Origin of the sequence: Shimia sp. Alg240-R146 (assembly GCF_947331465.1) — a bacterium.
Classification (GTDB): Bacteria; Pseudomonadota; Alphaproteobacteria; order Rhodobacterales; family Rhodobacteraceae; genus Shimia.
This window is the reverse complement of sequence record NZ_CAMZOK010000001.1, coordinates 1,129,054-1,141,786: the sequence shown is the minus strand read 5'-3', so window position 1 is coordinate 1,141,786 and position 12,733 is coordinate 1,129,054. Positions and strand designations below refer to the sequence as shown.

11 protein-coding genes are annotated in these 12,733 nt (G+C 58.3%); 3 read left to right on the top strand and 8 right to left on the bottom strand.

Annotated elements, in window-relative coordinates; translation table 11 throughout:
* Window positions 1-162: 162 nt before the first annotated feature.
* Both PG871_RS05515 and PG871_RS05510 read left to right on the top strand, forming a co-directional pair.
* Window positions 163-1,989, top strand: coding sequence for an ABC transporter ATP-binding protein (locus PG871_RS05515; protein WP_270728724.1), 1,827 nt, complete (start codon window positions 163-165; stop codon window positions 1,987-1,989).
* Between the two features lie 119 nt (window positions 1,990-2,108).
* A complete protein-coding gene (locus tag PG871_RS05510) occupies window positions 2,109-3,224 on the top strand; it encodes a beta-ketoacyl-ACP synthase III (protein ID WP_270726949.1) in 1,116 nt (371 codons plus the stop codon).
* A gap of 407 nt (window positions 3,225-3,631) precedes the next feature.
* Here the strand turns inward: PG871_RS05510 and PG871_RS05505 are convergent, their stop codons facing one another.
* Both PG871_RS05505 and PG871_RS05500 read right to left on the bottom strand, forming a co-directional pair.
* Window positions 3,632-4,447 carry a helix-turn-helix transcriptional regulator gene (locus PG871_RS05505; RefSeq protein ID WP_270726947.1) on the bottom strand — a complete coding sequence of 272 codons (816 nt, stop codon included), beginning with the start codon at window positions 4,445-4,447 and terminating at the stop codon, window positions 3,632-3,634.
* A 77-nt stretch (window positions 4,448-4,524) separates the two neighbouring features.
* Entirely contained in the window at window positions 4,525-4,983 is a 459-nt protein-coding gene (locus PG871_RS05500) for a hypothetical protein (RefSeq protein WP_270726945.1), read from the bottom strand.
* Between the two features lie 547 nt (window positions 4,984-5,530).
* On the opposite strand from PG871_RS05500, the gene PG871_RS05495 reads away from it, so the two are divergent.
* Window positions 5,531-6,121 carry a thymidine kinase gene (locus PG871_RS05495; protein WP_270726942.1) on the top strand — a complete coding sequence of 197 codons (591 nt, stop codon included), beginning with the start codon at window positions 5,531-5,533 and terminating at the stop codon, window positions 6,119-6,121.
* 47 nt (window positions 6,122-6,168) lie between these two features.
* On the opposite strand, the gene PG871_RS05490 is transcribed toward PG871_RS05495, so the two are convergent.
* The 6 genes from PG871_RS05490 to PG871_RS05465 all read right to left on the bottom strand — a co-directional run bounded on the left by PG871_RS05490 (window position 6,169) and on the right by PG871_RS05465 (window position 12,716).
* On the bottom strand, window positions 6,169-7,122 hold the full coding sequence (locus PG871_RS05490) for a 2-hydroxyacid dehydrogenase (protein ID WP_270726941.1): 954 nt from the start codon (window positions 7,120-7,122) through the stop codon (window positions 6,169-6,171).
* Window positions 7,119-7,457: a tRNA-binding protein gene (locus PG871_RS05485; RefSeq protein WP_054003290.1), complete on the bottom strand. Its 339-nt coding sequence runs from the start codon at window positions 7,455-7,457 to the stop codon at window positions 7,119-7,121. The genes PG871_RS05490 and PG871_RS05485 overlap by 4 nt, the downstream gene beginning before the upstream one ends.
* Entirely contained in the window at window positions 7,450-8,265 is an 816-nt protein-coding gene (gene proC, locus PG871_RS05480) for a pyrroline-5-carboxylate reductase (protein WP_270726939.1), read from the bottom strand. The genes PG871_RS05485 and proC overlap by 8 nt, the downstream gene beginning before the upstream one ends.
* A 34-nt stretch (window positions 8,266-8,299) precedes the next feature.
* Window positions 8,300-8,800, bottom strand: a complete 501-nt coding sequence (locus PG871_RS05475) for a YbjN domain-containing protein (RefSeq protein WP_270726937.1) — start codon at window positions 8,798-8,800, stop codon at window positions 8,300-8,302.
* 344 nt (window positions 8,801-9,144) lie between these two features.
* The gene (locus PG871_RS05470) at window positions 9,145-10,380 is read right to left on the bottom strand and encodes an efflux RND transporter periplasmic adaptor subunit (protein WP_270726935.1); all 1,236 of its coding nucleotides are present in this window, start codon (window positions 10,378-10,380) and stop codon (window positions 9,145-9,147) included.
* A gap of 5 nt (window positions 10,381-10,385) precedes the next feature.
* The gene (locus tag PG871_RS05465; RefSeq protein WP_270726934.1) at window positions 10,386-12,716 is read right to left on the bottom strand and encodes an ABC transporter permease; all 2,331 of its coding nucleotides are present in this window, start codon (window positions 12,714-12,716) and stop codon (window positions 10,386-10,388) included.
* Window positions 12,717-12,733 lie beyond the last annotated feature (17 nt).

The following is a 12,733-nucleotide window of genomic DNA, read 5'->3' as shown; positions in this document are numbered from 1 at the left end:
AAGCTGACACTACGCCCAAAGGCAGCAGCGTCAATCCGCACACCATGACTTTGTTCTGGCCTCATCGCGGCCTGCACGATAAACGGGCGACAACGGACACTATCAAAGGCCCCGACTGTGGACACGCAACAGGCCCTCCCTGAGACCAAAGCCCTGCCGCTGATGCGCTGGCTTTGGACCGGATACCTCACAAAATACAAGTGGTTCCTGCTTGTCGCGGCAATCCTCATGGCGCTCGAAGGCGGCTCTCTTGGCGCCTTTAGCTACATGATGAAGCCGATGTTTGACACGGCATTCGCCAGCGGCGACACCGGCGCGCTTCTGTCTGTCAGCCTGATCTTTGGCGGTATTTTTGTGCTGCGTGGCGTGACCAGCGTGTTGCACAAAATTCTGCTGGCCTTCGTGTCGCAAAAATCCGGCGCCGACCTGCGCATTGGTCTGGTCGGCAATCTTATGGTGCAAGACAACGCCTTTCACCAAACCCACCCGCCGGGTCACCTGATCCAACGTGTGCAGGCTGACGTGCAATCCATCAACGGCGTTTGGGCTGCCTTCATCACTGGCGCGGGCCGTGACATGATCGCGCTGATTTCCCTGATTGGCGTTGCGCTAAGCATCGACTGGCTTTGGACACTGGTGGCCTTCGTCGGCACGCCGATTCTGGTGCTACCCGCCTTGGGCGCTCAGCGTTTCGTGCGCCGCCGTGCGCGCGAGGCCCGCGATCTTGGTGCGGATATCTCCACCCGTCTTGACGAAATTTTCCACGGCATCGTGCCAACCAAGCTCAACCGCCTCGAAAAATACCAGGCGGATCGGTTCCGGCGCGATACCAAGGCATTGGTCAAAGCGCAGGTCAAAGCCACGGCAGGCACATCCTCGATTTCGGGCATGGTTGATCTCACCGCTGGCCTCGGCGTGTTCTGCGTGCTGCTTTATGGTGGCTCCGAAATCGTGTCTGGCGAGAAGACTGTTGGCGAGTTTATGGCCTTCTTCACAGCGGTCGGCATGATGTTTGAACCTTTGCGCCGACTTGCCGGCATTACCGGCCTGTGGCAGGTCGCTGCCGCCGCAATCGAACGCCTCAAGGAATTGATGGATCTTAAGCCAACAATCGCCGACCCTGCCAAACCAAAGCCAACACCCGAAGGCGTGCCTGAGATCACGCTCTCAGACGTCAAACTGGCCTATGGTGGAACGCCCGTGCTTCAGGGCACGAGCTTCACCGCCGAGGCCGGCAAGACAACAGCGATCGTCGGTGCATCCGGTGCCGGTAAATCCACGATTTTCAACGTGCTCACGCGCCTCGTGGATCCGCAATCCGGCAAAATCACGATCCAGAATGTAAACAACCACTACCTGACCCTGCACAGCCTGCGCAATATGTTCTCTGTGGTCTCCCAAGAGGCGCTGCTGTTTGATGAAACCGTACGCGAAAACATTCTGCTCGGACGCGAAGATGTCTCCGATGAGGACCTGAAATCCGTGCTCGACGCCGCGCATGTTTCTGACTTTCTGCCCAAACTGGCCAATGGCCTGGACACCGAAGTCGGCCCGCGCGGCTCCAACCTGTCTGGCGGGCAACGACAACGCGTCGTGATCGCCCGCGCACTGCTGCGCGATACACCGATCCTGTTGCTGGACGAGGCAACATCCGCACTCGACACCAAATCCGAAACCGTTGTGCAAAAGGCTTTGGACCGACTTTCTAAAGGCCGCACCACATTGGTCATCGCCCACCGCCTGTCGACTGTGCGCGAGGCCGACAAGATTGTGGTAATGGACAAAGGCGAAGTCGTGGACGAAGGCTCGCACAAAGAGTTGCTGGACCGTGGCGGCGTCTACGCCGAACTGCACCGTCTGCAATTTGCCACCGAGGGCGCCACTGCAGAGCAGCAAGCCCTGACACCTGTGGCCGCAGTGAAGGCAGACAGCAACGACCGCCGACCCGGCCTGCTTGGCCGCCTGTTCGGAAGCTTAATACGCAACTGATTGATCCGTTCGCGCGAACCGGCGCGGACTTGCCGCCCCGGACTGACCTTGAGTAAACTCTTGACCTTCAGGGGAGTTTGGGTGCTAGCTGCGCGCCACAAGAACAGCAAGAGTGATCCATGTTCCAGCCTGCCATCACCGGTTCCGGTGTCTTTACGCCCGATCAAGTCATTACCAACGACGAACTGGTCGAAAGCTTCAACGCCTATGCCGACAAGATGAACGCGCAAAACGCAGACGCGATTGCCGCGGGCGACATGGACCCAGTCCCGCATTCCTCAAGCGAATTCATCTTCAAAGCGTCAGGCATTGAGCAGCGCCACGTGCTGGACAAATCCGGCGTGCTGGATCCCGACGTCATGCACCCTCTGTTGCGCCAACGCGGCGACGATGAACCCGGTGTCATGACCGAGATGGCTGTGGACGCTTGCACAAAAGCGCTGACGCAGGCTGGTCTCGAAGGCTCTGACATCGACTTGGTGATCTGCGCCGCCTCCAACATGGAGCGCGCCTACCCCGCCGTCGCTATCGAAATTCAACAAGACCTGGGCGCGCAGGGCTTTGCCTTTGACATGAACGTCGCCTGCTCTTCTGCTACCTTCGGCATTCAGGCCGCCGCCGATATGGTGCGCTCCGGTTCCGTGCGCCGCGCCATTGTTGTGAACCCTGAAATCTGCTCGGGCCATTTGGAATGGCGCGACCGTGATTGCCACTTCATCTTTGGCGACGTCGCGACAGCCACCGTGATCGAGCGCAGCGAGGACGCCAAGGGCGACTACTTCGAAATCATCTCGACCCGCTGCGCCACAAAATTCTCCAACAACATCCGTAACAACCTCGGCTTTCTGCGCCGCTCGCGCCCCGATGGCGTTGACGACCGGCGCGACATGCAATTCATGCAGAACGGGCGCAAAGTGTTCAAAGAGGTTGTGCCGATGGTCTCGGCCCACATGCTGAGCCATCTTGAGGCCGAAGGCGTCTCCGATGTGCGCCGTCTCTGGCTGCACCAGGCCAACAAGTCGATGAACGACTTCATTGGCAAAAAGGTGATGGGCCGCACCCCCGAAACCGGTGAGCAGCCCAACATCCTGCAAGACTACGCCAACACATCGTCGGCCGGATCTATCATCGCGTTTTCGAAATTCTCCGATGATTTGCAGCCCGGCGAGTACGGCATGATCTGCTCCTTTGGCGCGGGATACTCCGTTGGGTCGGTGCTGGTGCGTCGCCACTAAGGCCGCGCCAAGCGCGCCTGTACGCATGTTATGGTGAGTCGGTTTTCAATAACATCTTCGGCCCAATAACTGTCATTATTTACAGTCAAACTGCTAATTACAGCCAAAATTATCAGCCAGAGAGACGCAATTTTGCGCTCGGCTGTGACAGACATGTTTACATTCCTGCGATAGCATAATCCTAGGAAGGTGCTGTTGTCGCGCCGTGCTGCTTCCCCAGGCAGCCTGTGACCTCAGGCAGGTTCTGGAATTGCTCCATGACCCCCTTCTGCTTTGTGCAGTCCCGTACGAAGCGTTGTCTATTGCACACCCGTGCATATGTTCCTGTATGTCTTTTTATGACGTGAGGGTGTCTCGGCTTTGCCGGGACACCCTTATTTTTGGCACCCCGTGATGCGCATCTGCACTCAGTGATCTTGCGGATCCCGACGCCGAAACCGCCCTTTGCCCTGAGGCGCGACGCCCATCTCCACCAGCACAACCGGATCGCGCGCGCTGGACCGGCTTAGCGGATCGGGCACCAACCCGACGCTCATTGCCAAGGCCGCCAGATCAGCACGATTGGCCAAGCCGGTTTTCGCCAGAATATTATTCATACGCTGCCGCACCGCCGAGACCGTAACGCCAAGCCGCTCGGCAATCACTTTGTCCTGCAGCCCCGCACCAATCATCTCCAGAAGCTCACGCTGCTTTTCCGATATCCGGTTGCGGTCCACAAATTCCGCCGAGAAATGCGCCAGATAGCGTTGAAACCCCATCATGGCGACCGCATTCAATACCCAACCATGGGTCTGGATAATGCGCCGCATCTCGCGTTTGGAATGATCGCCGGAAAACGTAATCATCGATGCCTGCGGCGGCGCGTGTGTGCGCAACGGAATCGAAAACCCGGCCCGAATTCCGCGGCGCGCGGCCTCCTTCAGCACTTCATGGCGCGCTTCCGGAATGTGCATATAGTCGTCGATAAACTCCACCCCGGTGGCCAAAGGTGTCAGGTGGTGTATCGCATGCGTCCGGAAATAGGACCATTTGACCACGTCCGGATCCGCATTCAGATCATTCAACCAGCTGGAATCATAAGACGTGCGCACAAACAACGTACGCTTCCAATCCGCGTAATTGTCGGCCGTCACAAAATCCACAAACGGCAGGTTCAAATCCCGCCCCACGGACACGATCAGGGCCCAGACTTCGGCCGAACTGTTGGTGGATTCCAGATCCACCAGAAACTGGTGCAAAAGCTCCGGCGTAAGACGTTCCGCCTGAAACAGCGGTCGCCGTTCAGATCGCGGCGGCGTGCTCAGACCGTTTCCTCCTCAAGGTGCAACTTCATATCGACCAGCACTTGTTGCAGCGCCACGGTCTCCCGCAACAGCCGCTTGGCTTCGGTCACCGTGATGATGCCGTCTTCGATGGATTGGCCGTATTCCGCCATCAACACCGCAAACCGCTGGCTCAACGCGATCACATCTGCGTTAACACCGCCGGTATCGTCGGAGTTACGGCGGCGTTGATCATGGTTGAGCGTGCTGCCTTTCAGCTCGGCCAAGGCCGAGGTCACATGCGGATAAGACGCCGCTTCCTCAAGCGCGGCCACCGCGTCAATCGGCATAAAGCGGTCCTGATGCTCGTCATGAGAGGAATAATACCGCCCCAACGTGGCCTTGGATTTACCGCTCAACTCACATGCTGCCTCAATACCAACGTCCTTGACCAAGGCCTCGGTGTGTTTCTTGAGATAGCTGCCTACAACACTCATCACGCGCGCTCCGTTTTCCGGCGCCCCTGTTTTGGGGGAATTTGCCAAGTCTTTTCCCATTAAAGACTTAACCGGAATTTGTCATTTGAAAAAGACCGGATGCACATATCCGGAGTGACGAGTTGAAAAGTTCACAGCAAAGGGGCTGACTTAGGCACGTAACGATCTGTCCATCGGTGCCCCGCAGCCCACCCGGCCGCACGGACCGTCTCATCCATCCCCAAAGGTCAAAGCCTTTACGGGACGGAAAGTGCACCCTCAGTGCTGGGGCGGGGCGGAAATTGGTTTTTATTTCCGCCCCGTTTTGTTGGCAGCCCTCCATCCCACGCTCAACCCAACCCACAACAAACCGTGCAAGAGCACTCGACATCGTCAACGAGATCTTTGCCGAAAAATTTGCTAGGTTGCCCTACCAATTGCTCAGCGTCGTTTAATGGCGGGTCTAACCAAACGACACCTGTGGATTTTCGCATCCCGCAGCGCTAGGACTGATGGAACTCTGGGAACCTCACGCCCAATCGATCACAGCCCAAGCAAAAGGTGCGTTTTGGCCAAGCTCTATTTTCACTACTCCACCATGAACGCCGGCAAATCGACGGTGCTGTTGCAAGCCGCCCACAACTATCGTGAACGCGGCATGTCGACCTATTTGTTGACCGCGCAATTCGACAAGCGCGCCGGCGCGGGCAAAATCGCCTCGCGCATCGGCATTTCCGAGGACGCGGATACGTTTGACGGCACAACCGATCTTTTTGAACGCATTCGCCAGCAATCCGGCAAAGAGAACTTTGCCTGCGTCTTTATCGACGAGGCGCAATTCCTCACGCAGGATCAGGTCTGGCAATTGGCCCGCGCAGTTGATGATCTCAAGGTGCCGGTGATGTGCTACGGCCTGCGCGTTGACTTTCAGGGGCACCTTTTCCCCGGATCAGCCGCGCTTCTGGCGCTCTCTGATGAAATGCGCGAAGTCCGCACCATTTGTCACTGCGGGAAGAAAGCCACGATGGTCGTGCGCCAGGACGAAAACGGCAATGCCCTGCGCGAAGGGGCGCAGGTTCAGATCGGCGGCAACGAAACCTACGTGTCTCTGTGCCGCCGTCATTGGCGCGATGCGATGGGCGATCAACCGCTCGGCTGACACTGTCGCGATACAGTCGCAATACCGACGCGATACAGACTGCGGTTCTACACCCTGTTGGGCGGTGTCTCACCGCGCGCAAACGCCCGCAAATTGTCGATTGCCATCATCCCCATTTGGGTGCGCACCTCAAGCGTGGCCGTGCCCAGATGCGGCAACAGAGTGACAGTGTCCAACGCCTTCAAAGCGTCCGGCACTTGGGGTTCAAACTCATAGACATCCAGCCCCGCACCGCCAATGACCTTGTCCTGCAGTGCCGCAATAAGTGCCTGTTCATCAACCACTTCACCGCGCGAGATGTTGATGAAATGCGCATGCGGTTGCATGGCGTTGAACACGTCCGCATCAAACAGATGGCGTGTCTCCGGCCCGCCTGGAACCGCCGCCACAACAACGTCGGCCACGGCCGCCATTTCACTCAGATCCTCGACCCGCTCAGCTTCGAACTCCATCGGCTTTTTCGAGCGATTCCAATAAAGTACCTTCATCCCGAATCCAAAAAAGCACCGCTGCGCAATGGCTTGACCAATACGCCCCATGCCCGCAATCGCCACGGTCTTGCGCGACAGATGCATGCCCAGCATTTGCGTCGGATGCCACCCGCTCCACTTGCCCGACCGCACCAAACGCTCGCCTTCGGCCGCACGCCGCGCACTCATCAGCATCAGCGTTATCGCAATGTCCGCCGTCGCGTCAGTCACCGCCCCCGGCGTGTTGGTCACCTCAACCCCCGCAGCACGTGCCGCCGCAACGTCTATGTGGTTGAAACCTACACCAAAATTGGCCAACAGCTTACAGCGTGGCGCGGGCACGTCCGCAAAAACCTGCGCGTCAAACATATCGCCCAGCGTTGGCAGGATCACATCATATTCGCGCAGCGCATGACGCATGTCACTCTGACTGAGCGGGCTATTGTTGCGCCGCAAAACCACATCAAATTCTTTTCTCGCCGCTTCTTCCACCTGTTCTGGCAAAGGGCGTGTAATATATAGCTTTTTCAATGCATTCGCCCTCCAGCGGGCACATCTTTATCAGGTCCAATTAGTACAATTTCCCCATCCGCATCCGGCAAACCAAGCACCAGAATTTCGCTCATGAACTTGCCAATCTGGCGCGGCGGGAAATTCACCACTGCCATCACCTGTTTGCCGATCAATTGCTCTGGCTCATAGTGTTTGGTGATCTGGGCCGAGCTTTTACGCTCACCAATGTCGCCGCCGAAATCCACCCACAGCTTGATCGCAGGTTTGCGCGCTTCGGGATAGGGCTCAGCACGGGTCACCGTCCCCACACGGATATCGACCTTCAAAAACGCGTCAAAATCGATCTCAGCCATTGGACAATTCCTGACTGCGCAGCGTTGCGGCACCTACGGTGCGCAACATCAAAGGTGGCAAGCCATCCGCAGGGTCCATCAATTCTTCAAGCCCTGCTTGGGTTGTGCCATTCGGGCTCGTCACATTGATCCGCAACTGCTCCGGTGTCTCATCTGCCGCCTCAGCCAAGGCTCCAGCGCCCGCAACCGTGGCTTTAGCCAACGCCATCGACAACTCCGCCGGCAACCCTTGCGCCTCGCCAGCTGCCGCCAAAGTCTCAATCAAATGAAAGACATACGCCGGGCCGGAACCGCTGACACCTGTAACTGCGTCGATCTGGGTCTCGCGCTCCAGCCGCACAACTTGACCCACAGCGCGCAGCAAACCTTCGGCCGCGTCCAGGCCTGCGGCCCCTGCGTGTGTGTTGCCAATAATCGCGGAAATTCCTTTGCCAACCGCCGCCGGAGTGTTCGGCATCGCGCGCACGATTGGCGTCTGAGCCCCCAACATGTCCTCATACGTTGCGATCGAAATGCCAGCGGCCACCGACACAAACAATGTCTCGCCATTGCCCATTGCTGCCAGTGCGGGCAAAGCATCCGCCATCATCTGCGGCTTTACAGCAATCAGAACAATCGCCGGTGATTTCGGCAGGTCAGTGTTTACATGAACGCCAGCGCCTTTGACGAAATCGTTGGGAAACGGGTCCTGCACCCACACAGACGTTGCGGGCAATCCATCTGCGAGCCAACCCTGCAACATCGCCGACCCCATCTTGCCGCATCCCAGCAAGACCAGCCCGTTCGCTGCCACCTCGTTCATATCCATGAAATTTCCCCTCAATCTCGTTTGGGGGAAAGTGTTACGCCCGCCCGTAGGCCTCTGCAATGGCTACCTGCATCGCGTCCTCAACCTTGCGGTCTCCCCAGACCACCAGCTGGAATGCAGGGTAAAACCGCTCGCAAGCTTCGACCGCCAGACGGATCAACGTGTCGATCTGCTCGGGGCTTGCCACCTGCCCGCCGGTCAACACCAGGCCGTAGCGATAGATCATCAATTGTTGCTTTTGCCAGTATGTGAAAGCACCCGCCCAGCACTCGTCATTCACAGCGTTAAGCGCTTCGTAAAGCTGCGGCAGCTTCTCTTCTGGCGGCTCATTTTCAAAGGAGCACACAAGGCGAAGCGTTTCATCATACGCCGACCACGCCAGCGTAATCGAATAGGTCTTCCACTGGCCTTCTACGGCCATTGCGATCTGGTCATCCGCGATACGATCAAAATTCCAATCGTAGTGTGTCGCGATGTGTTCAACGATGTCGATAGGATGGAGGTCTTCTTCAAAAAACTGCTCGGACAATGCCATAGCGCCACCTCGTTTTTGCTGTTGCGCTTAGGGATTGGCAGCGCCCCTAGCGCTTGGTGCCTGCTCTAGACCCTGTGGCGATTGCCACGGCTCTTACAACATATCGTGGTGCGGTGGCCGCCCTCTGTAAAGCAAAATATCTGTGGATAACGCAATAAGTTGTGGATTAAACTGAATTCAGCACAAGACGCAGGCGTGACCTGCCCCCTCGCCCGCCAGCCCCGCGCGAGACCAAATTCTTCGCTGATCGCCTATGAATTGACAGCTCTCCCGCGGCTGCCCACGGCCATTATGGCGGGCGCGAATGTCAACGTCGCAAACCCTACGGTACCCATCCGACAGGATTAGTTTGCCGCGCGTTGCACAATCTTTGCGCCATCGGTCAGCCCTGCTGAGGGGTAAAGCACCACGTTTTCACCGACCTCAAGCCCCTCCAAAATTTGCGCGTGCAACCCGTTGTTGCGGCCAGCTTTCACTTCACGCAACACAGCCACGCCATCAGCTTGAGCGACAAAAACCATCCAGCGACCGTTTTGCCGAAACAACGCGCTGGATGGCGCGATCACCGCATTCTCTGCTTCCCAAACCACGATCCGGGTCTCCACCCGAAAGCCATGGCCAAGCGTGCGCCATTGCTCCGGATCGCTGGTGAACTGGATCACGGCATTGACCCTCTGTTCTTCAACGCCCAACGCGGAGTGCTTGGTGAACCCCCAGGGGTCAATCCGCTCGACTTCGCCTGCAAGATCACCGATCCCGCCCCAATTGGTGATGATAACCTGATTTCCAACATCCACCCGCACCGCATCCGTGGACAGCAGTTCAACCACTACTTCCAGATCGCTTGCAGTGTCTCCGACCTCCAGAATGGGCGCCCCAGCCCCAAGCGTGGTTTCACTTCTTTGGATGACTCGCAGCACACGTCCCGTGATTGGTGAGGGCAAAGAGATCGGTTTGCTGTCTGATCCCGGAGAGGCTTGATACAGCCCCTGATCATCAAATCCGATCAACCGCGCCTTTGCGTTGTTAAGGTCCGCAACCCGCATCGAAATTGCGGCGCGCGCGGTATCCACGATGGCTTGCACCGATCGCCACGTGCCCTCCGCGCGATCCAATGCCGCCTTTGAAATGGTGTCCTGCTTGAACAAAGCACGGGCGCGTTTGACGTCTTCTTCTGCCAAATCACGATCCGCCATGGCCTTGTTTACGTCTGCCTCGGCCACTCGTAACGCGGCCTCGGCGGCGGCAATGGCGGCGTTTGCTTGTTCGCGTGTTCGGATATCAAGTGCCGCGGGATTGGTTGGCAACATCTGCGCCACGACGGTTTTTCCCGCCTCGACAAAATCGCCAGGCTCCAACGCCACGCGCATCAGTCGACCTGCGATCGGTGTGGACACAACATAGGGGTCGCGCACCTGCGTGCGGGCTTCCTCGTCAACCGTGACCACCAACGGGCCGCGCGTTACCTCGCCCAGATCCACCGGCATCGGTTTGGGCCAGAACGCCGCCCCGAGCGCCACCGCGATCACCAAAGCCGCGGCCACCGTCAAAACTCGCCGCGATTGCCTCTTTTTTGCCATCCCGCTCACTCTCTCGTCTTCAGGGTCGCCACAAGGTCAACCCGCTCGATTTCCCGCTTCACCAGCCATCCGCTGATAAGCGCCGCTGCGACCACCGCCAATCCCGCAACGCCAAAGGCATCGGGGCGGAACCCCGTCGGAATCTGGTACAGATCGGTGCTAAACCCGGCTGCCACCAGATAGGACAACCCATACCCCAAAAGCACGCCGATCGGCAGCGCCAGCAAGACCACGATTGCCAACTCCCCAAGCAAAATAAAGGCGGCCTCGCCCTGGGTGAACCCCATGACCCGCAAGCTGGCAAGGTCTCGGGATTGCTCGCCAAAACTGATGCGCGCACTGTTATAAACAATGCCAAAGGTAATCACGCCCGCAATAAGCGCCATGACATAGCGCATGGTGCCCGCACCTTCGTCCATAAGCTTTTTCATCGCCGCGCGGGCATCGTTTTTGCGGGTCACGCCGGCAACACTCGGTACATCTTTCAACGCCGCAAACAGCGCCGGATATGCGCCTGCATCAACCCGCATATAGGCGCCCGAAATCCGCCCTGGTTCTCCCAAAGCGCGGTTGAGAACCTTAATATGCATAAAGGCCGGCGCGCCCATCAAAGTCTCGGCAATCCGCGCAACACGCAACTCCAAGATCGGCCGCCGTCCTTCCAAAACTTCCACCGACACCGTATCGCCAGCGCCAATTCCCAGCGTATCCGCCAGCGATTTTGCCAACACAATGCCGCTGTCAGGCATTGCAATATCGACATGATCCGCATCCACGGCGCGATTCAGTCGCGCGTTTTCCACAAGCCCCGTCACTGATCCGCGATAGCTTTCGGTGCCATTGCGCAGAACAGCCCCCACGGCTCGTATCGGCTCCACCTCGATGACACCGGGCAAATGCGCCAAATCAAACGCTGCCTTATCTGGCATTTGCTCAAAAAACGTCACCGCAACGTCAGAGCGGTCAATCACACCATAGGTCGTGTCCAGCACGTCGTTAAATCCAGACATCACCGACATTTGCGCCGAACTCAGCCCCATCCCCGCCGCAATACCAATCACCGCGCCAAAGATCCGCCCCGGATTGCGCAAAACCCGCCGCAGCACCATGCGGCTTGGCTGATCCAGCCAAGTCTTGAGCGACGCAGTGAGCGCCCCTGACTTAGAATAATCCGCAGGCGCTGGCGGGCGCATCGCCACAGCCGGCGTCAGGGCAAACACCTGCCGCAAGACCGACACGCCACCAACAACCGCTGCCAAAACCGAAATCAGCACGCCCGATGCGAAACTCGACGGGTCAACGCGGAACACCAGAAACGGCAAATGATACAGCGCTTGATAAAGCCCCGCCAACGCGCGCCCCGCCCAGACCCCGCCCAAACAGCCAAGCGCCGCACCGGCAAGCGCAATACTCACCACCAGTTTGAAGTAGTGCAGCGAAACCTCTGTGTCAGTATAGCCAAACGCCTTGATCAAGCCGATCTGCTCGCGTTCTGCGCTGACCATTCGGCTCACGACGATGTACAACAGAAACGCCGCAACCCCCATGAATATGGGCGGCACCGCTTTGGACGTCGCCTTCAATCCCTTGATTTCCTCACTCAGAAACCGATTGCTGACTTGATCCTCAAGCGCATATGCCCCCAGCCCGCCGTAACGATCCAACAGCGCATCCACAGCGGCCAGAACCGGCGCGACGTCCGTGCCGCGCTCCAGCGACAACAGCGCTTCATTAAAGGCGCCTTTCAGATCAAACGCCGCCTCCAACGCTTCGGCGTTCAACCACAGCACAGCAAAGCGCGCATCGTCAGGCACCAGCTCTCCGGGGGCGGTGGTGAACAGGAATTCCGGCGATTGCGCGATCCCCACAATGCGGAACGTGCGCTTGCTGCCATAAAGCGTCGCCGACAAAACGTCTCCCAACGCCAGATCATGCGCCTGCGCAAAACTGCGCAGCAAAAGCACCTCGTCCGTGCGCCCGATCCGCGGCCGCTGCCCTTCGGACAGATACACATCGTTCAGCCAGGGATCTCGCCACTCCGGCAGGCTCATGACTTGCGCCCGCACCGGCAAGTCCTGCCCCGCAATATCCACCAGCGCCCCGCCCTGAACACGGCCTTCCACTGCAGCCACACCGGGAATGTCGGCAAGCCTCGACAGCATCTTTTGCGGTGCGCGGGTAACCGGTGCAAACACATCTGCCAGCCGGTAGCGCTCATAGTATGTGGCCCGCGTTTCTTCGAGCGAGGAGATCATCCCCGACATCATCACCTGCAACAGAACACCGACAGCAACCACGACGGCAATCGCCCCCGCCTGCCCCTTGATGCGCCACATATCCCGCAAAAGTTTCC